Source organism: Testudinibacter sp. P80/BLE/0925 (genome assembly GCF_053570785.1).
Window position 1 is genome coordinate 2,368,977 of the sequence record NZ_CM131636.1, and the last position, 19,560, is coordinate 2,388,536.

Genomic DNA, 19,560 nt, shown 5'->3' on the forward strand with positions numbered 1-19,560 from the left:
GAATAAATAGATAAAGAATAGATAAGGGGATAAAAATAGACACTTCAATTTCACACATTGGCAAAAGCAAGATCAACAAACAAGCCCAATTCGTTAAAAAAGCCCGTTCCATGTCAATAATTTTGTAAATTCCTTGTTCGTAGCCTATCGTCATTTATCACATTAAAAATCCACTATTTACAACCCCCTAGAAGTGTTTATTTTATGATATGGGCTACTTGTAGCCGTCTTAATTAAGATAACTTTCAAGGGATTAATCACATGTTTAAAAAACTTCTCGAATTACGCCAACAAAAGGCGAAACTGGCGGAGGATATGCGCAGTATGCTGACCCAAGCCGACACCGAAAACCGCAGTTTAAGCGATGAGGAAGCCAAAGCCTTTGACGAATTGCGCAACCAAGCCGCCGCACTGAATACGGATATTGCGCGCTATGAGGCGTTAGCCGATGAAGAGCGCAGTAAGCAGGGGCAGCCGGTAGAAACCAAGCAAACACCGTTAAACAATGACGATTTGCGCCACTATATCAAGACGGGCGAATTGCGTTCACTATCCACCACCGCCAAAGATGACGGCGGCTATTCAGTTATTCCGCAGTTGGATAAGCAAGTCATGACCCGTTTAACCGATGACAGTGTTATGCGTCAAATCTGTAACGTGGTGCGTTTGCCAATGGGGGCAAAAGAGTATAAAAAATTGGTTTCTGCCGGTGGTGCCGTGGTTCAACATGGAACGGAAGGCACAGCACGCACGGAAACCAACACGCCGAAATTAAACGAGGTCACGATTGCCTTAAATGCGATTTATGCTTATCCGAAAACCACCCAAGAAATCTTAGATTTTAGCTCAATTGATGTGCTGGGCTGGCTGACGGAAGAAATCAGTGAAACCTTTACCGAAACCGAAGAAACCGATTTAACCGACGGTGACGGCGATAAAAAAGCGAAAGGGTTATTAACCTATGCCCGTGCGACTACCGCCGATAAAACGCGCGCATTTGGCACCCTTCAAAAACTGGAAGTGGCGAACGCCGCCGGGATTACCGCCGATACCCTGATTGATTTGTTGTATACCTTACACAGCAAATACCGTAAAAATGCGGTGTGGGTGATGAGTTCAGCGATTGCCGCGCAACTTCAAAAACTGAAAAACGGGAACGGTGATTATATCTGGCGTGACGGTTTATCTGCCGGTGCACCCGCAACGCTATTAGGCTTGCCGGTTCACTATTTGGAAACTATGCCGGCAGGTGGCGCAGGTAAAGCCGTGATCGCATTGGGTGACTTCAAACGCGGTTATTACATTGTCGATCATGAAACCGGCATCCGCACTCGTCCGGATAGCATTACTTCACCGGGCTTTTACAAAGTCCACACCGATAAATATTTGGGTGGTGGCGTGGTGGATTCCAACGCAATCAAATTTATTGAAACCAAGGCGTAAGCCGAGGAAATCAGGGGGCGGCAAGTCCCCTTTTTTATCAGTAGGGATAGTATGAAAGAATTTGAAATCAGGTCATCAGAAATCAGTTGCGACAGCCAAAAACTGATCGGCTATGTGGTGCGCTGGAATAGCCAATCTAAACCGTTATGGGATTTTGTCGAGCAGTTCGCCCCCAATGCGTTTGCGGAATCGCTAGCCGAGGGGCAAGACGTGCGCGCACTGTTTGAACACGACCACGCTAAATTACTGGGTAGAACCGCCGCCGGCACGTTATCGCTGGTGGAGGATAATATCGGCTTACGTTTCGAGCTGGTGCCGCCGGACACCACACTGGGGCGTGATTTGCTGGTATCGGTGGAGCGTGGCGATATTTCCGGTATGTCGTTCGGTTTTCGCACCTTAAGCGATTCATGGGATTTTGAGCAAGAGCCGATTTTGCGCACCGTAAACCGTGCCGAGCTGGTAGAGATTACGATCACCAGTATTCCGGCATATCCGGAAAGCAGTGTTCAAATCGCTAAACGCTCAATGGCGGAAGCCCGCAAGCAACAGAACCCTACCGCACTTTATGCGCGCTGGGCGGATTTAGCCGAGGTGTAATCATGTTTGGTTTATTTAAACGCAAAACGGAACAGCGCAACGCATTCACCATTGACGAGTATTTATCTTACCTAGGGGCGAGCAATACCGGCGCAGGGGAATTTGTCAGCCCGTCCACTGCCGAAGCCTTGCCCGCCGTGTTGAATGCGGTCACGGTGATTAGTGAGGCGGTGGCGGCTATGCCCTGTTATCTGTATCGCTTGGAAAAGGATGGACGGGAACGGGTATTTAACAGCCCGGTGGATTTCTTGCTGAATGAAATGCCGAACCGCAATCAAACGCCGTACCAATTCAAATACACGATGATGAGGCACTGCTTGTTAAATGGTAATGCCTATGCGGTGATTGAGTGGGATAAAAGCGGCGAGCCGTTATCCTTAACGCCCTACCCACCAAGTGCGGTTAATATTCAACGCAAACTGAACGGCAGCTATATTTATCAAATCACCGATTTAAGCGGCAACGTCAAAACCTATCTACAGGACGAGATTTTACACTTGCGGCACTCGTCCGATGACGGCTTTATGGGACGTTCCCCGATTACGATTTGCCGTGAAACGATAGGGCTAGGATTAGCGCAACAACGCCACGGATCGGCAGTGATGAAAAACGGTTTAATGCCAAGCGGCATTATTACTACGTCGGAATGGCTGGACGAAGCAAAAGCTAAAAAAGCCATAGCCGCACTTGAACGCTACAAAGGCGCAAAAAACGCCGGTAAAACGCCGGTGCTTGAAGGCTCAATGGAATATAAGCAATTGGGCATGACTAACCAAGACGCCGAGTGGTTACAAAGCCGCACGTTCACGATTAGCGATATTGCCCGCATTTTCAATATCAGCCCGATTTTTTTACAAGACTATTCCAACAGCAGCTACAGCAATTTCAGCGAAGCCAGCCGTGCGTTTTTGTCGCAAACCTTGCGCCCGTGGCTGACGAATTTTGAACAGCAACTGAAAGACGCGCTTATGGTGGATTTGAACCGCACTTCACCACGCTATCTGATTGAATTTGACACCAGCGATTTATTGCGCACCAGTCAAAATGACCGCTTCAATAGTTACGATGTGGCGATTAAATCCGGCGTGATGTGCCCGAATGAAGTCCGCCGCAAAGAGGGTTTAACCCCGTATGCCGGTGGCGAGGAATTTAGCCAAGCATGGAAGCAAACCGTCGAAGTGAAAAAAGGCGGCAACGAGAAAGAGGCGGGCAATGGCAAGAATGATTAAGGCAGGACGCTATAACAAGCCAGTCACCATTCAGCGCCCGATTCGTACCCCGAATAATTACGGGCACCATACAACCACGTGGGAAGATGTGGCAACCGTTCACGCCGCTATCGAACCGTTACAAGGACGGGAATATTTTAGCGGTCCGTACCAATTGGGAGAAAACATTATCCGCGTGAGAATCCGCTATCTGCCGAATATCACCAACAAAATGCGGTTGCGTTACGGCGATCGCATATTGGCGATTTATTCGGTGATAGACAGCCGAGAGAGCCACCGGGAAATTCAATTGATGTGTAAAGAGGGGGAAGCCTATGCCCGATAGTTTCATCACCTTAGACGAAGCCAAGGCGCATTTAATTGTCGATCACGATATGGACGACAATGTGATTACCGGTTATATCGCGGCCGCCCTTGAGGTGGCACAAACGCATATCGGCAAAACCTTTGGCGATAGTCTGACAGCAGAGACAGTGCCGTTTAATCAGTCTATCAAGATTGGCTGTTTGATGTATGTCGGTCATCTCTATGCTAACCGTGAGATTACCACCGACACCGCACTTCATACCGTGCCGATGTCGATTAGTGCGCTATGGAGTGTGTACCGTGAACCCTGTTTATATTGAGATGATAGCCTATGCCTTATCAACCATTGCGGCGTTGCACCTATCCCGGTTGCCGTAACAAAGTACAATCCGGACGATGTGAGGAGCATAAGCCGAAAGATAACCGCCTGACCGCCTCACAGCGTGGCTATGATAGCCATTGGACGAAGTACCGCGCGCAATATCTCAAGGCTCACCCGCTATGCGTGATGTGCCTAGCCAAGGGTAAATACAGTGCGGCAACCGTGATAGACCACATCACACCAATAGAGAACGGGCAAGCCGATCCGCTGTTTTGGGCGGCTGACAATCATCAAGCCTTATGCCGTGACTGCCACAGCTACAAGACTAGGGTGATAGATAAACGGGGTTATGGTGCGAAGAAGTAACGTTCCCGAAAGTTAAGGGGATTAAACAAATCAAGCAAAGAATAATAACACATTGATATTGAATGACTTTAATTTGATAAGCATGTTTTGAATAGCGGTAAGCAAGGGGTGGGGGGAGTTTTGGAAACAAACCCCGCCCCAACGAAAACCGCCCGCCCCCTCTAATTTTTACGCACGATGATTTTTTTGAAAATATAGGAAACACAATGACGAGACGCAGAACCCCGAAAGTACCGGATTACTTAGACGACATCGCAACACAACAATGGAAAGCGCGAATCAAACAGCTATTAGAGCGTGGCGATATTCAAGACGCGGATTTAGTTCACCTTGAAATGTACTGCTTGAACTACTCGCTTTATCGCCGCGCGGTTCAAGATTTGGCACAGCGTGGCTTTTCGATCACCAATTCCCAGGGCACGGAAGCACGCAATCCGGCACTGACTGCCAAGGCTGACGCGGAAAAAATTATGATTAAAATGTCGTCCTTGCTGGGTTTCGATCCGGTTAGCCGCCGTAAAACGCCGGTGGAAACCGAAGATATGGACGAATTAGATCAGCTAGGGGCATAAATGAGCGAGTGGCACGACTACGCAACGGCGGTAAAAGACGGTCAAATCATTGCTTGTAAGCGCATAAAACAAGCGGTGGCGCGCTATTTTTCGGACTTAGATAATCCGCTTTATGTGTTCGATGAAACGACTGTAACGCAGTTTATCGCCTTTTCTCGTCTATGCCCGCACGTCAAAGGACATTTGCGCGGACAGCCGATTGCGTTGTCAGACTGGCAACAATTTTTATTTGCTAACCTGTTCGGCTTCAAGCATAAAGCTACCGGATTGAGAAAATACCGGTCCGCTTATGTTCAAGTGGCACGCAAAAACGCAAAATCTACCGTTGCCGCCGTGCTTGCCAACTGGTTTCTAATCATGGAAAAAGGACAACAGGATATTTACACTGCCGCCGTGAGCCGAGACCAAGCCCGAATCGTGTTTGATGACGCGCGCCAAATGTGCCTACTCTCAAAGCCGCTTAAAAAACGGGTCAGCATATTGCAACATAAAATGATCTACCCGAAAAATAACAGCCTTATGCGCCCGCTGGCGGCGAAGTCAAGCACCATTGAGGGAACAAACCCCAGTCTTGCCATTGTGGACGAGTACCACTTACACAGCGACAACAGCGTGTACAGCGCACTGGAATTAGGGCAAGGCGCACGCCCAGAGGGATTGCTATTCGCGATCACCACCGCCGGAAGCAATGTGATTTCTGCCTGTAAACAGCACTATGATTATTGTTGTCAAATTTTAGACGGCAACGAGCACAACGATTCATTATTTGTGCTGATTTTTGAACTGGACGAAGAGAGCGAAATAGACAACCCCGACAATTGGATCAAGGCGAATCCGAATATCGGCAAATCGATACCGCACTTAGACTTCGAGAACACGATTAAAAAAGCGCGCGGCATTCCGTCGGAATGGGTGGAAATGCTGACAAAACGCTTTAATGTGTGGTGCCAAGGCTCTACGCCGTGGCTAGGTGACGGCAATTGGGCGGCGTGCCAACGGGATTACAGCGAAACCGATTTACTTCACCAAGAATGTTACATGGGATTGGATCTATCCAGCACCAACGATTTAACCAGCGTATGCTATGCCTTTCCGCACGGTAACAAAGTGCGGTTATATGCCCGGCACTATATCCCCGAATTTCAGCTTAACAACGTGGCGAACAAGAACCGTGCTATCTATCGGCAATGGGTGCGGCAAGGTTGGTTAATCACCACCGAGGGCGATTGTATCGATTATGACAAAATCCGAGACGATATTTTAAAGGACGCAGAACGATTTGAGCTGAAAACAATCGGCTTTGACGTATGGAACGCCACGCACCTCAGAACCCAATTACAAGGCGCAGGGCTTGAGGTTGAGCCATTCCCGCAAACCTATCAGCGTTTTAGCCCGGTGGCGAAATCGGCGGAAGTGCTGATTAATCGGCAGGTCATCGAACACAACGGCGATCCGGTTTTAGCGTGGGCATTGTCTAACGTGGTCATGGAAACCGACGCCAACGCCAACATTAAGCCCAACAAGAAAAAGGCGGCGAATAAAATCGACCCGGCAATTGCGTTCTTAATGGCATTCGGCACTTATCAACTGGAATATGGCGATATTGCCTTTGAAATGAGCGAAGCACACAAAACCGCCCTTGATAACTTCAACGGCATTGATTTATAACCCAAACCAAGGAGCAACAAAAATGCAACAAGCTAAAACAATCCGCAATCATGTTTTTTCACACCTGAGCGGACACTTCCCCGAAATTCGATTTTACCACAACGGGCATTTATTGGTTTTGAATGAAGCCGATTTCCCGGCATTGTCGGTGTATATTGATCAATTACAAACCGATGATGACGATTTATGCGGCAGTTACTGGAGCGGTAAATTAAACGTTTCTTTGTATGTGCCGGCGGTGGTGGCGGAAGAACACCTAGACGATTTGGCGGAAAAGGTGATCCAACATATCCGCAAATTGCCCGCTATTGACCTCTTGGAATCAAGCAATCTTGAAAGCATTCAATACAGCACCGATGACGATAACAGCGTGTACCGCAACGCCGTGTTGCAATATGCGATCAGCTTTTATCGCAACGAAGAAGACAGTGACGAAGACGACGAATAGGCATAATCAGGCGGTGGCAGCCGCCTGTACCATAAGGGGAAACAATGGGAACAACAACCAAAATCAGCGGACTGGCCGAGATAAAAATCAACATGGGAAAGGTTGAGAAAGCCTTATTAAAAGCCGCACGAAAGCCAATCCGAAAAGCCTTAACCGCTGGTGCGAATGACTTAAAGAAATCCATTCGTCCGAATGTTCCCGTGTTAAAAAGTGCGGCCAGCTTTCGGGCAAAAGGCACCGTAAAGAAGAACGTGCGGCATAAAACCAAAGTCGCCAAGGACGGATTAAGCGGACGAACCTTTATAGGTATTCGCCGAGCTGGTAAAAAGCGCATGGCGAGAGTGGGCGAAAATACACGGGATAACACCGATCCTTTTTACTGGTGGATGGTGAACTACGGTACGCAGAAAATGCCCGGACGGCACTTTATAGAAAAAGGCGCAAGCCAAGGCAAAGACCGCGCACTAAAAACCACCGCCCAAACCTTTTTAGAAGAGTTTAAAAAAGAGACTAAAAACATCATAAAATAATTGAAATACCCCGCTATTATTGGTACTTTCTAAGTATGATTAATGATGATGGGGGCATGCGATGACATATATATTAAAAGTATTTTTTTTGTTATTTATAGCCCCCTACATACTCTTTTTTGCTGCCGGATTTATTTTTGCTCATTGGGAGTTATTTTTAATTAGTATCGTTATTTTTGCGATTTTCTCCATCATTTATACCGCTATTGCTGACCGCAAAGCAAAATTTAAAGCAATAGAGAAAGAACAAAAAGAACTTAACCGAGCTAGATTCATTCAGCAGAAAATAGACAGCTATCGCCAAGCACAACAGAAGAAAGAGCCTGAACCACTATTCAAAGCAACCGGCACAGCGACGTTTATTCCGGCTGCTGGTGGCGAAGAACAAAAGATTAACATAATAATTAATATCAAATAAGAGAGGGGTAAATAGTGGTAATTGATAATCATACAATAAAATTAAGGTGTGAGAATTGTAAAACTGAATCAATATTCGAGTTTTATCAAAAAGGATCAAATTACTCAATGGGGAATTGGTACGAAAAAAGAAAAAATGTAAATGATACGCACAATATAGCGATTACACTGGACACCGATCCCCCAGAAGCAACTAACGCAGTCTGTATTACATGTAACAATCAGCTACAAAAAAAGATACAATAACCCAATAAAACACGCCTAGGCTGATCCCCGAAAGCAAGAAACCTTATCTTGTTGGTGTGTTTCCACTCTTAAGGATAAATGCGAAAGGGGCGTTATGGATTTTAATTTCATTTCAACTAAATTACTCAGCCTTATCGAACGACTTGAAACTGAGGCAGAACTATCAGACTCCCAATTAAATGAAGCATTGACCATATGGAATAATGCCATTAGTGAGATTGGGAAAGATGAATATGACGCATTTGGTAATTTATTAGAGGACAATAAAATACCAGAATATACAAAGGAACAGCTGTTATTGAGATTGGATTTAATAAATCATTTATTTAATTGTTTAGTTGAAACTAAAGATGAATTTATGAAAAATGATTTGAAATATATATTCCCTGATGTTCAAGAAATGAATAAAGAGTTTAACGATAGAAAGAAAATAGATCGAAAATACATCATACTATTTAACTTCATGTATTCAATGATGAAATCAAGTATTAACGAAATTTATTCTTATACTAAGGTTTCCGCTAAAGTTGAGCGTTCTATAAAAGGTAAATCTCCAAAGAAAAAGAAACCCGAACAACTAAAAGCCGAAGAATGGGCTAAAGATATTTGGGAAAAAGATAACACAATATCTTTAGAAGATATGGCATACCAATTAAAAGACAAGTTAGATTTAACACAAAATCCTAGAACAATAATAAACTGGATTAGACAACTAAACCCAAAAAGAAAGCCCTAACAAGGGCTTTTTTACTATCTGATAGATCATAAAAGCAACTTATATGATCTAATAAGCAACTTATGTAATCAGGTAAGTTGCTTATAGGTTTTTCAAAACATCTAAAATTGACTTAAATAACCCCCGTAACGTTACGCAACACCCCGAAACAAAACGGACGAGAGGTTATTTAATGAAAATACAACCACAATCCCCCCAAAAAAACCAAGTATGGATCAGCACTGCCGAGGTTATGGCAATGCTTTCCTTTGGGCGCACAAAACTCAATGAGTTAGTCAAAACAAATCAATTTCCGCAGCCTATCCGCCTGACCAGCAACTTTATTCGCTGGGATTTGGCAGAAGTCACGGAATGGATCGAGCAACAAAAAGCAAATCGAGGAGCAACACAATGACCCGATTAATGACCGTCGCAAAAGCCTTGATCACCAATCCGCATATCGGTGTTAGCGAAAAGGAATCTTATTTCAATTGCCACTTTCTGAATGCCCGCAATGAGGTGAACGAAATCGAGAGAACCTTGAATATTGAGATTGAGCGAGTAAGAGAAAAAAGCGAAACCGGACGGAATTACACCCGTTATTTATTGGGAAGTGCCGAACAAATCCACAAAGTCGCCGAGCTTTATAACGCCAAATTGAAATATCAGCAGCAACATTTCAAACGTTATTTAGAGTTAGCATTCATCACCGATAACGAAATTCAACACGCCATTAATTTAATAGGAGCAAAACAATCATGAACCAAGAATTAACCGAAGAACAAGAAATTCGCGCACTGCCGATATTGATTACACGCTATAAAAATCAATATCCGTTTTTTACTTTTAGCTATGATGAAGAGCTTGGCTTTTTCCATGCGGTGCATTTAAGCAAAAATAATTTTTTCATTGTTACTTCACAGGTAGAAACGTTTGAGGAGCTGGCGGATATTATCGCCGTACAGCAAGCCACAAGTAATATTCCGTTGCTGGTGGATTTTATGGAAGTGAATTTATTAACCGTATTTAATCGAACACTGAAAACGGTTCACCGCAATACTAAAAAACCGAAACAGAAAAAATCACTTTGTGACGTTTTCCATTAACCAATAAAAAAGGCTGGAATCACTCCAGCCTAATTTAAAGGACTATAAGCATATGCCTAAACTTATAATCATTTTCACAACTACGAACTTGATACATTACCAATTCACGGATTTATTTTCACAAAGTAGCTCAAAGGCTATCAACGTGAATTTAAATCAAGAACATGATACCAAATTTCTTGCGGGGGGTGTAGCGTTTTTTGGACATACCCCGCTTAACTGTCTAGGTATCCTAAAATTTATGACACCTACTACAAAACCCAATTTTGGTTTTTGCTTTAAAAACAATGAATTACATAGCCGAATTTTCGGCTTTGCTTTAAAATCAACCTCTTACCCCTTCAACTCAATGCCACGAGTGGCAAGTTCTTTACGGATTATGCGCTTTATCCAAGCAGAAACAGAAGCGTCACCATCAATTTTAACAGCCTCGCTAATACCTTTTTCAAGCAATGGATCTACACGCAATGCAATCTGTTTATTGCCTTTAGTTTTGAAAGTGGTTGACATGGGGTTATCACCTCGTTATAGTTTATCAAGTGTCAACCAATTGTATTGCAATAGACACGAAAAAGCAAACGCCCCGAAGTGGTGCAACACTCAAGGGCGTTCTAACCAACCATCTTACTAAGGATAAGACTATGGCTAAGCAAAATTATACCCGAAAAACCACCACCGCCCAAACGTTGGCAGCAGTATCAGCCAACGGCGGACACCCTACCAATATTCAAAAATGTGATCGAAATCACTTTACACCGCACCGCACTTTAGGCTATTTTAATTGCGCAGTCGCAAAATCGACTGCCGAGCCTCGAAACTCGAATAGATACAAGGCGCATAACACGCCCGAAGCGTGTTTTTTTATGCGTAGCATTCGCACACCCAAAAAGACGGAAAACCGTCTATCTATGGTGGCGTGCGATGGGAAAGGTTTCGCCCTTTGCTGCTTTCCTTGTGTCGCAGTTTTCGAGCCCGTCGCACGTTACCGCCCAAGCCTCGAAACTTCCGCGGTAACTTCTAAAATCACACAAGGAGTTACAGCCATGATTTATCAATTTTTAGGCATTTCCCGCCAACACTACGACAAAACCCAAGCGCAACAAATCCGTATTCAAGCCGACAGCGAAACCCACGCCCGCGCCGTTTTAGGCAGGGATTTTGTGCTGGTGCTGTTAGGACGTTTGCCCGACAGCGCCGCAAATGACCGCACTTTGACCGCTGGTGCATTGACAGCGAAAAATAAAGTCGTTAGTATTTCTAACGTTAAGGCTACTCACCTTGACACGACTAATGATAACAGCGGCAACCGCACCCGACAGCTTAGCGGTATTTTTTTATCAAAAATTCCTCAAACGGGCTTACTACACCCGTTTAATACCGAATTGGCGATAAGGTTAAGAGGGCGAAATAAGGCGAGCAATCGCACGAATAAGCCCCGCCGACTGTTATCGGTAGTTGATTGCCTTATCGCCCCTATTATGGGCGGTAATTCACTAACTAAAATAACAGGAAATCCCATCATGAAAACCCATACCAACACTGCCACAAATCCGCCTATTGTCCTTTCTGCTGACGTCAAGGGGGTGATTTATGCGTAATTCAGCCACCAGCAGACCAAGCCCGAACGCTATTTTTAAATCGGTTATGGCGAAAACCGCCGAGGGTAATCTAATCACCGAAGACAGACGCAATGCTTTTGACGTTTATCTTGCTGAGCTTGCTACCGCTTATAACTTGCCTTACGGATTTAACGAAGCCAAACACATCGAAACCCAAAAAGGCGAAGAAATCGGCTTAATCGCTAACTTAGCGGTCCATTTCATGAATTACCACGTTTTAGGCAAGGTGCTAGCCGAAACTCCCGAAATCAGGCGATTTATTAATGAAAAATTAGGCGAGCAATATCTAGCCAATGCCACCGAATGGACAGGCGGAAACCTTAACCACATCAGCCAAATCATCAACGCCGACAGTCTAGCCGAGGACTGGCGAGAACAAGCCAAGGCGAGCTATCAAAAAATGCTTGATGAAAGCGCACCATTGCGCCATAGAACAATCATCATGACTGATTTGGAGGTGAAACATGGCTAACACTACTCAACAATCTAAAACCTGTTTTATGCTCAGAGCGTTCTTTAATCACGGTATGGCTGGAGAATTGAGCGGTTCAGTGCCGCTTATTCTAGGATTTTACAAAACCGACAAGAACGCCGAAGATTTTGCTAAATTTGCGCGGCGGTTGCTGGACGGCTTTCAATCACACGAAGTTATCCCACTGAACGGCGACCCGATAAAGTGGCAAATAACCGGAATCACGGCTAACAGCAAACAATACAAGCTCACTTTATGCGATAACCATTATCAAGCGTTAGAAGAGACCAAAACGCTAATCAATCGTTATCAGTTTGAAGAAGTTCGCATTCAACGCCTTGATTTAGGTAAAGAGGTTATCAATGGCTAGATTAAAAAACGCACCGCACTTGAAAGATCAGCCGGACACGCCACTACATGAAGCAGTTATTCTTGTCGGTGGTGGTGCGTGGCACGCTTACGGCAAAGACGGCAACGGCACAGGGTGGCAGGTGCTGGCAAAACAGATCCGAGATAAAGACGGCATTAAGCCGGTGATTATCGGTAATGAGCAATTGGCAGAACTCCACCGCTTACGAATTGCCAAAGCAGATCAGAAAATTATCGGCTTATACCAATTTGGGAAACTTGCGGCCGCACAAATCACCGCACTTTGTCATAATTTGGCGGTACACACTGCCGCCGATAAAGTCACATTGTGCGATAACGTAGGACAGTTAAACGAAGATTTAAGCGACTATATCGCCCGCATTCGTGCGGGTGATACCGTAGCGGCGGTGGTGGCGGAAAATGCCACCGCTGAAATTGATCTTCATCATGCCCGCGATAACGACAAAGTGAAAGCATTCATAGCGTGGCACAACTGCCCTTTGAAACGAGATATTACCCTAGGCAAAACTTACCAATACACCGGCGCAGTGTGGGAAGAAGTCGCGCAGGAACGACTAGAGCGCAAAGTTCTAGCCTTTTATCGCGACAAAAAAGCGGATTACAAAATCAACACCTTGAGAAAACTGGCGGAGCTGATCACGCTAAGCATTGACGAAATGCCAATAGAAAGCATGGATTACATCGGCTTCACGAATGGCGCGCTCAATAAAAAGACCGGTGAATTTATCGCACATAATCCCGATCTGGGTTTGAGGCTGATTGATCATTTCCCTTGCCGCATTTCCAGCAAGGCAACACCGCACTTTAATGATTGGCTAAATTTTGCCACCAACGGCAGCCAAGAAAAGAAATCCGCTATTCTGGCTGGCTTATACATGATTCTAACCAATAAACACCATTGGGGGTTATTCCTTGAAGTCACCGGCGTTGGTGGTGCTGGAAAATCATTACTTGGTGAAATCGCCGCCACGCTCAACGGACGCGGCAACAGCGTGATAATGGCAATCAAAGATTTTGACAAGGCGGAAACACGGTCATTGTTCATTGGTAAGTCTTTTGCGTACTCACCCGATCAAAAACCCTACACCGGCAGCGCAGACGGTTTAAAAGCGTTCACTGGTGGCGATTTAATGACGGTCAAATTATTGTATAAAGATCCGTTTGACTATAAGCCAACGGCTAATTACATGATGATCACCAATGACCCGATTTTATTCACCGACAGAAACGGCGGTATCGCACGCCGCCGAGTGATTATTTTCTTTGATAAGCCAATCCCCGAAAGCAAAAAAGACGTGAATTTTATTGATAAAATCAAAGGTGAAATTTACGGTATTGTTCACTTGTTGCTAAACCGTTTTAAAGATAATCCGGAAGAAGCCCGGCAAATCTTAGAAAACTTTAAAAATCACGCTGACGGGGTGAATATCAAGCAAAAAACAAATCATCTGATTGATTTCGCCTCAGCGTTTAAAGTCGAGCCGATCAACGAAAGCGATTCGCTACGAGAGCGCAACGCAAAAATCAACGGGCTTTATTGGGGAAGCGGCACCAGCAAACGCAACGCAGATAGCGCACTTTATCAAGCCTATCTCAAATACTGCGATTGCCAAAACTACAACCAGCGATTAAGCCTGTTATCTTTTAAGCAAGCATTGCCGGACGCATTGAAAGAAGCCGGGCAAAAAGCCACGCTAGAAGAGCGCAAAAAAGACAATGCGCAGCTCACTAATATTTACTGGAAAGACCGCCACGCCACGTTTGAGGAGTGGGAGGGATAACATAACCAACGATACAGAAAGGGCTTAACCGCCCTTTTTTGTTGTCGTGAAAAAGTAGTAGCTGTTTTCAAAATAAAAACGAGGTACTTTTCATCTAATCAGTCAACTACTGAAAACAAAAGCATTTAATATCAATAAGTTAAAATCATATCGATCTAAAATAGTAGATAAGTAGCTAACCCCCCCATAAAAGTTTTATTTTTTTATTTCGATTTTTTTTATTTTTTTCTGTGATTTTTATTTTTAGTAATACAGTTGGTAATACAATCAAAAACTGAATTGATAAAACCCCAGTATTTACGCCATTCACAGCGATCAATTCAGATGTCGCCAGCAAATACAAAAAAGCCTTGATACTTAAATATCAAGGCTTTTGATTACTAACGATTCACCTACCACTTCTCCGCCGCTTGCTTATCGCTCGCGCGTTCTTCGATCCAGCGTTCGCCTTTGTCGGTCAGTTCTTTTTTCCAAAATGGCGCTTGGGTTTTGAGGTAATCCATAATAAATTCGTTGGCGTGGTACGCGTCGCCGCGGTGAGCGGAACTAACCCCGACCAACACGATTTCATCGCCAGTGTGCAATTTGCCGACACGGTGAATCAGTTGCACCCGTTGCAACTGCCAGCGTTGGCAGGCTTGTTGCACGATGTCGCGCAAGGCTTTTTCGGTCATTGCCGGATAGTGTTCCAAATACAGGGTTTGCACGCTGTCGCCGAGGTTCATTTCGCGCACTTTGCCGATAAACAGCACCACCGCACCGCTGCTGTTCGGTGCGGACAACCATTGGTAAACCGCACTTTGATCGAACACTTCGCTTTGTACCGCAATCCGAATCTCGCAATCCATCTCAGCCCCCTGTCACCGGTGGGAAAAACGCCACTTCGTCGCCGTCCTGAAGCGGGCTGTCTAGCGACATTAGGGTTTGATTGATCGCCACCAGCAATTTGCCGCTTTGCAATGCCAATGCCCATTTTTCGCCTCTGCTTGCCAGATGTTGGCGCAACGCTTCCGCCGTAGCGAACTCTGCCGCCAGTTGTAATTCGTCGCAATCGATCAATTCACGCACTTGCGCAAAAAACAGCACCTTAATCATTTACCCTCTCCTGTTTCTTCCGCCAAAAAATCGCCCGATTTGCCGCCGCTTTTGCTTAACAACCGCACTTGCTCAATCACAATGTCCTTTTGCACCGCTTTGCACATATCATAAATCGTCAAGGCGGCGATGGAGGCGGCGGTCAAGGCCTCCATTTCCACGCCGGTTTTGCCGCTTAAACGGCACAGACTTTCGATCCGCACTTGGTTGCTTTGCGGAAGTGCGGTCAGATTGACTTCGACTTTGGTCAATAATAACGGGTGGCACAGCGGAATCAGTTCCCAAGTGCGCTTTGCCGCTTGGATTCCGGCAATGCGTGCGGTGGCGAACACATCGCCTTTATGGTGATCACCGGATAAAATCATGTTTAAGGTTTGTGCCGACATGGTCACCAATGCTTCGGCGCACGCCTCGCGCACGGTTTCCGCTTTATTGCCGACATCGACCATATTGGCTTCGCCGTTACTGTTGATATGGGTAAATTGCTGCATAAGTTTCTCGATAAATAGAATGGGGCGATCAGCCGCCGATAGATGCCAAGTGCGGTCGCACGCCGCTGTCGCCTTGATGTAAATAGTGGTGTTCGCGCTTGCCTTGCAACGCCGACAACAGGCGATGTTGCAACTCGGCTTGCTGCCAATCTTGTTGCAGCAGATCGCGAATATTCGTGCCTTCTTCGCCGAACAAACAGAGGTGCAACAAGCCTTTCGCCGACACGCGCAACCGGTTGCAATCGGCGCAAAAGTCTTTCGAATACGGCATAATCAAGCCGATTGAACCTTGATAATCGGCGTGCTTAAACACCTTTGCCGGACCGTCGGTCACGGCACGCTGCTGTAATTGCCAACCGTTTTGCAACAGTTTTTGCATTAACACCGTGCCGGAAAGGTGATGACGTTGGAAAAAATGATCCATCTCGCCGGTTTGCATTAGTTCGATAAAACGCATTTCAATCGGGCGATCTTTAATCCACGCCAAAAACGCCTCGAAATCACGATCATTCAAGCCTTTCATCAGCACCGAATTGACTTTAATCTGCTGATAACCGATGTCAAACGCTTTATCAATGCCGCTCATCACCTGATGAAACAAATTTTCGCCGGTGATTTGGCGGAACATTTTCGGATCAAGGCTGTCCACGCTGACGTTAATTGCGTCCAAACCTGCCGCCTGCCAATCGGCAACGGATTTTGCCATGCGGTAACCATTCGTCGTCAGCGCAATTTTTTTGATTTTGTCGTTGGCGCGCACGGTTTCGATGATTTGGCTGAAATCTTTGCGCAAGGTCGGTTCGCCGCCGGTGATCCGCACTTTTTCCGTGCCCATTGCCGCAAAGGCATTAATCAAACGGCGGATTTCGCTTAAGGTTAAAAACGAGGGCTTGTCCGCTTTCGGCTGATAGCCGTCGGGCAAACAATAATTACATTTGAAATTGCATACATCGGTGATCGATAAGCGTAAATATTGATATTTGCGCTGAAAGCGATCAACTAAAGCAGTCGTATTGTCGACCGCACAAAACGGGATCTGTGAAGTAAATTCGGGTTGCATTCGTCACCTTTCTAAACACGAGCGGATAAACCGTTTCCAGCGTATCCGGCGTAGCACAAACCGCGGTGCTAACAGGCTTGTCGCCATATTGCCGTTAATAGCATAACGGTAACGTAGGTCAAACAAGCTCGGAGTGATGCGTTGTTAATAAATTGGGCTAATTTTAGCATTCTGATTGACAAGCGCAATCCCCAAAATGATGTAATTGCGGCTATTTTCCGCATTTGTGATCTGCCCCCGTTTTAAAGTGCGGTTTTTTAGCGGATAATATAAAAATAACGTGAAAAAAGCGCAATTTATTATTAAAAACGAGTATTTGCATGAATTATCATACTGACCGTCTGCCACATCTCACCCGATTACAACAAGTTGCCGCCATTGGCGGCGGGCATGGCTTGGGGCGCTTGATGTCGGCGTTGGGCTTTATGAAAGAACGCCTGACCGGCATTGTCGCCACCACCGATAATGGCGGTTCGACCGGTCGTATCCGCCTGCAACACGGCGGCATTGCCTGGGGCGATTTGCGCAACTGTATCAATCAGATGATTACCGAACCGAGCACCGCCTCCGCCCTGTTTGAATACCGTTTCAGCGGCAGTGGCGATCTCGCCGGGCATAATCTCGGTAATTTGATGTTAAAAGCATTGGAAGATATGCGGATCCGCCCATTAGAGGGCGTGAATTTGATCCGTAATTTGCTGCGGGTGCGTTCGCATTTGATTCCGATGTCGGAAACACCGGTACATCTGGGGGCGAAACTGCATTCCGGCGCAACGGTGGTCGGTGAAGTCAATATCGATAAATTCGATCAATTGCCGAAACGCCTGTTTTTAATTCCGCAAGTCAGTGCTACGCCGGAAGCGGTCACGGCGCTGCAACAAGCCGAATTGATTCTGCTCGGTCCGGGCAGCTTTCTAACCAGCATTATGCCGCCGTTGCTGTTGCCTGAAATTGCCAAAGCCCTGCGACAATCAGCGGCAAAAATTTTATTTATTGATAATCTTGGCGTAGAGCACAGCCCGGCAGCGAATCTGTCGCTCAAAGATCGAATCGATTGGATCGAAAGTGCGGTCGGCGCAAGTGTGATTGACGGTATCATCACCTATCCCGAAGCGGATTATCACGATCTGCCACACAAAAAAGTATTGGCGCGGCAACTGAATGACGACGATATCAGCTACCGCCACAACCGCACTTTGTTGTGTCAAAGTATTGATCAATTATTCTCTTTTTGCGAATAATCCAGTCGTCATATTTCGATTGGTTATAATAAATAGCGAATTCGTCTAATTAATCAGCTATTTATTCTCAATGCAATCTTTTATGATTTCTGTCATCTAAATTGACTGAAAACATAATATGAACTGGTCGTATATCTACAGCGTTCTTCCGCGATACTTTGAGGCAACCCTGCTTACGCTGCAACTGGCGTTTGCCGGAATTGTACTGTCGCTGTTGCTCGGCTTGTTGTGCAGTATCGTGACCACTTACAAAGTGCGGTATTTACAGTTGCCGGTGAAATGCTATATCGAAATTTCACGCAATACCCCGCTGTTGATCCAAGTTTTTTTCCTCTATTTCGGGCTTTCCAAAATCGGCATTCAACTCAGCGGTTTCACCTGCGCGGTGATTGGCTTGGCATTTTTGGGCGGCAGTTATATGGCGGAAGCAATTCGCGCCGGTTTGCAAGCCGTGTCGAAAAACCAGATTGAATCGGGTTTGAGTATCGGTTTAAAACCGCAACAAGTGTTCCGCTATATCACCTTACCGCAAGCCTTTGCGATTTCCATTCCGGCAATCGGCGCAAACTGTCTGTTTTTGATGAAAGAAACTTCGGTTGTCAGTGCGATTGCAGTGGCGGAACTGATGTTTTTGGCAAAAGACCTTATCGGTATGGATTATAAAACCAACGAAGCGTTGTTTTTACTGGTGGTGTTCTACTTGATTATTTTGCTACCGGTTTCTTTACTGATCAGCAAACTGGAACGCAGACAACGGAAAGCAAAATATGGGGCTTGATATTCTGTTCGAAGGCAGCAATTGCGCCCGCTTACTCGGCGGTTTGTGGATCACGATTAAAATCTCATTTATTTCGGTGTTTTTCTCCGGCATATTCGGTGTTGCCATCGGTTTATTGATGACCGGCAAAGCCTATTGGATTCGCGCCGTTTGCCGTTTCTATCTGGAAGTGGTACGGATTATGCCATTGCTGGTGTTGCTGTTTCTCGCCTATTTCGGCATGGCAAAATGGTTCGGCTTGCACCTCAGCGGCGTACAGGTCTGCATTTTGGTGTTTGTGTTTTGGGGTGCGGCGGAAATGGGCGATTTGGTGCGCGGTGCGCTGACCTCGATTGAAAAACATCAAATCGAGTCGGGGCAAGCATTAGGCTTAAACCCAATGCAACTGTTCCGCTATATTTTGTTTCCGCAAAGTTTACAACGCATCACCCCGGGCGCAATTAATCTGTTCACCCGCATGGTCAAAACCAGCTCGTTGGCAATGTTAATCGGTGTGTTGGAGTTGATTAAGGTCGGACAACAACTTATTGAAAACTCGCTGTTAACCTTGCCTTCCGCCTCGTTTTGGATCTACGGCTTGATTTTTATCCTTTATTTTTTAATTTGCTATCCCCTTTCGTTATTTTCACGTCATCTTGAAAAAATTTGGGAAAAATAGGCAGGCG

At 45.6% G+C, this 19,560-nt stretch carries 27 protein-coding genes and 1 riboswitch; of the genes, 22 read left to right on the top strand and 5 right to left on the bottom strand.

Annotated elements, in window-relative coordinates:
- Positions 1–261 precede the first annotated feature (261 nt).
- The 15 genes from ACWA5Z_RS11455 to ACWA5Z_RS11525 all read left to right on the top strand — a co-directional run bounded on the left by ACWA5Z_RS11455 (position 262) and on the right by ACWA5Z_RS11525 (position 9,968).
- Complete coding sequence (locus tag ACWA5Z_RS11455; RefSeq protein WP_431052487.1) at positions 262–1,443, top strand: phage major capsid protein; 1,182 nt, start codon at positions 262–264, stop codon at positions 1,441–1,443.
- A gap of 51 nt (positions 1,444–1,494) precedes the next feature.
- Positions 1,495–2,043 (top strand): HK97 family phage prohead protease, encoded by a 549-nt coding sequence (locus ACWA5Z_RS11460; protein WP_431052489.1) that lies wholly within the window; start codon positions 1,495–1,497, stop codon positions 2,041–2,043.
- A 2-nt stretch (positions 2,044–2,045) separates the two neighbouring features.
- On the top strand, positions 2,046–3,272 hold the full coding sequence (locus ACWA5Z_RS11465; RefSeq protein ID WP_431052491.1) for a phage portal protein: 1,227 nt from the start codon (positions 2,046–2,048) through the stop codon (positions 3,270–3,272).
- Positions 3,256–3,597, top strand: a complete 342-nt coding sequence (locus tag ACWA5Z_RS11470; protein ID WP_431052493.1) for a phage head closure protein — start codon at positions 3,256–3,258, stop codon at positions 3,595–3,597. The genes ACWA5Z_RS11465 and ACWA5Z_RS11470 overlap by 17 nt, the downstream gene beginning before the upstream one ends.
- Entirely contained in the window at positions 3,587–3,898 is a 312-nt protein-coding gene (locus ACWA5Z_RS11475; protein ID WP_431052495.1) for a head-tail connector protein, read from the top strand. The genes ACWA5Z_RS11470 and ACWA5Z_RS11475 overlap by 11 nt, the downstream gene beginning before the upstream one ends.
- Before the next feature lie 11 nt (positions 3,899–3,909).
- Positions 3,910–4,266: an HNH endonuclease signature motif containing protein gene (locus ACWA5Z_RS11480; RefSeq protein WP_431052497.1), complete on the top strand. Its 357-nt coding sequence runs from the start codon at positions 3,910–3,912 to the stop codon at positions 4,264–4,266.
- A 206-nt stretch (positions 4,267–4,472) separates the two neighbouring features.
- On the top strand, positions 4,473–4,838 hold the full coding sequence (locus tag ACWA5Z_RS11485) for a phage terminase small subunit P27 family (protein WP_431052499.1): 366 nt from the start codon (positions 4,473–4,475) through the stop codon (positions 4,836–4,838).
- The gene (locus ACWA5Z_RS11490) at positions 4,839–6,506 is read left to right on the top strand and encodes a terminase large subunit (RefSeq protein ID WP_431052501.1); all 1,668 of its coding nucleotides are present in this window, start codon (positions 4,839–4,841) and stop codon (positions 6,504–6,506) included.
- Between the two features lie 22 nt (positions 6,507–6,528).
- Positions 6,529–6,954, top strand: a complete 426-nt coding sequence (gpU, locus tag ACWA5Z_RS11495; RefSeq protein ID WP_431052503.1) for a phage tail terminator protein — start codon at positions 6,529–6,531, stop codon at positions 6,952–6,954.
- Between the two features lie 44 nt (positions 6,955–6,998).
- Complete coding sequence (locus ACWA5Z_RS11500; protein WP_431052505.1) at positions 6,999–7,484, top strand: HK97-gp10 family putative phage morphogenesis protein; 486 nt, start codon at positions 6,999–7,001, stop codon at positions 7,482–7,484.
- A gap of 61 nt (positions 7,485–7,545) precedes the next feature.
- Entirely contained in the window at positions 7,546–7,902 is a 357-nt protein-coding gene (locus tag ACWA5Z_RS11505) for a hypothetical protein (RefSeq protein ID WP_431052507.1), read from the top strand.
- 339 nt (positions 7,903–8,241) lie between these two features.
- A complete protein-coding gene (locus ACWA5Z_RS11510; protein ID WP_431052509.1) occupies positions 8,242–8,883 on the top strand; it encodes a hypothetical protein in 642 nt (213 codons plus the stop codon).
- 172 nt (positions 8,884–9,055) lie between these two features.
- A complete protein-coding gene (locus ACWA5Z_RS11515) occupies positions 9,056–9,277 on the top strand; it encodes a helix-turn-helix transcriptional regulator (RefSeq protein WP_431052511.1) in 222 nt (73 codons plus the stop codon).
- The gene (locus ACWA5Z_RS11520) at positions 9,274–9,624 is read left to right on the top strand and encodes a hypothetical protein (RefSeq protein ID WP_431052513.1); all 351 of its coding nucleotides are present in this window, start codon (positions 9,274–9,276) and stop codon (positions 9,622–9,624) included. The genes ACWA5Z_RS11515 and ACWA5Z_RS11520 overlap by 4 nt, the downstream gene beginning before the upstream one ends.
- Entirely contained in the window at positions 9,621–9,968 is a 348-nt protein-coding gene (locus tag ACWA5Z_RS11525) for a hypothetical protein (RefSeq protein ID WP_431052515.1), read from the top strand. Before ACWA5Z_RS11520 ends, ACWA5Z_RS11525 begins: the two co-directional genes overlap by 4 nt.
- A 333-nt stretch (positions 9,969–10,301) precedes the next feature.
- Here ACWA5Z_RS11525 and ACWA5Z_RS11530 read toward each other — a convergent pair whose 3' ends face one another.
- Positions 10,302–10,478, bottom strand: a complete 177-nt coding sequence (locus ACWA5Z_RS11530; protein ID WP_431052517.1) for a hypothetical protein — start codon at positions 10,476–10,478, stop codon at positions 10,302–10,304.
- Between the two features lie 131 nt (positions 10,479–10,609).
- Here ACWA5Z_RS11530 and ACWA5Z_RS11535 point away from each other — a divergent pair, with 131 nt between their 5' ends.
- Genes ACWA5Z_RS11535 through ACWA5Z_RS11550 form a run of 4 tightly spaced genes read left to right on the top strand, consistent with a single transcriptional unit; the run spans position 10,610 to position 14,230 of the window.
- Complete coding sequence (locus ACWA5Z_RS11535; protein WP_431052519.1) at positions 10,610–11,566, top strand: host cell division inhibitor Icd-like protein; 957 nt, start codon at positions 10,610–10,612, stop codon at positions 11,564–11,566.
- A complete protein-coding gene (locus ACWA5Z_RS11540; RefSeq protein ID WP_431052521.1) occupies positions 11,559–12,059 on the top strand; it encodes a hypothetical protein in 501 nt (166 codons plus the stop codon). The genes ACWA5Z_RS11535 and ACWA5Z_RS11540 overlap by 8 nt, the downstream gene beginning before the upstream one ends.
- Complete coding sequence (locus ACWA5Z_RS11545) at positions 12,052–12,429, top strand: hypothetical protein (RefSeq protein ID WP_431052523.1); 378 nt, start codon at positions 12,052–12,054, stop codon at positions 12,427–12,429. Before ACWA5Z_RS11540 ends, ACWA5Z_RS11545 begins: the two co-directional genes overlap by 8 nt.
- Entirely contained in the window at positions 12,422–14,230 is a 1,809-nt protein-coding gene (locus ACWA5Z_RS11550; RefSeq protein ID WP_431052525.1) for a DNA primase family protein, read from the top strand. Before ACWA5Z_RS11545 ends, ACWA5Z_RS11550 begins: the two co-directional genes overlap by 8 nt.
- Before the next feature lie 392 nt (positions 14,231–14,622).
- On the opposite strand, the gene moaE is transcribed toward ACWA5Z_RS11550, so the two are convergent.
- From moaE to moaA, 4 genes are all read right to left on the bottom strand, one after another.
- Positions 14,623–15,078: a molybdopterin synthase catalytic subunit MoaE gene (moaE, locus tag ACWA5Z_RS11555; protein ID WP_431052527.1), complete on the bottom strand. Its 456-nt coding sequence runs from the start codon at positions 15,076–15,078 to the stop codon at positions 14,623–14,625.
- A gap of 1 nt (position 15,079) precedes the next feature.
- Positions 15,080–15,325, bottom strand: coding sequence for a molybdopterin synthase sulfur carrier subunit (moaD, locus tag ACWA5Z_RS11560; protein WP_431052529.1), 246 nt, complete (start codon positions 15,323–15,325; stop codon positions 15,080–15,082).
- Positions 15,322–15,816, bottom strand: coding sequence for a cyclic pyranopterin monophosphate synthase MoaC (gene moaC / locus ACWA5Z_RS11565; protein WP_431052531.1), 495 nt, complete (start codon positions 15,814–15,816; stop codon positions 15,322–15,324). Before moaC ends, moaD begins: the two co-directional genes overlap by 4 nt.
- A 28-nt stretch (positions 15,817–15,844) precedes the next feature.
- Positions 15,845–16,876: a GTP 3',8-cyclase MoaA gene (gene moaA / locus ACWA5Z_RS11570; protein ID WP_431052533.1), complete on the bottom strand. Its 1,032-nt coding sequence runs from the start codon at positions 16,874–16,876 to the stop codon at positions 15,845–15,847.
- A riboswitch (molybdenum cofactor riboswitch) is annotated at positions 16,865–17,022 on the bottom strand. It overlaps the preceding gene by 12 nt.
- 174 nt (positions 17,023–17,196) lie before the next feature.
- Here moaA and ACWA5Z_RS11575 point away from each other — a divergent pair.
- The 3 genes from ACWA5Z_RS11575 (at position 17,197) to ACWA5Z_RS11585 (ending at position 19,553) form a co-directional block, all read left to right on the top strand.
- Positions 17,197–18,117, top strand: a complete 921-nt coding sequence (locus tag ACWA5Z_RS11575; protein WP_431052535.1) for a gluconeogenesis factor YvcK family protein — start codon at positions 17,197–17,199, stop codon at positions 18,115–18,117.
- Between the two features lie 118 nt (positions 18,118–18,235).
- Entirely contained in the window at positions 18,236–18,895 is a 660-nt protein-coding gene (locus ACWA5Z_RS11580) for an amino acid ABC transporter permease (RefSeq protein ID WP_431052537.1), read from the top strand.
- Positions 18,885–19,553, top strand: a complete 669-nt coding sequence (locus tag ACWA5Z_RS11585) for an amino acid ABC transporter permease (protein ID WP_431052539.1) — start codon at positions 18,885–18,887, stop codon at positions 19,551–19,553. Before ACWA5Z_RS11580 ends, ACWA5Z_RS11585 begins: the two co-directional genes overlap by 11 nt.
- Positions 19,554–19,560 lie beyond the last annotated feature (7 nt).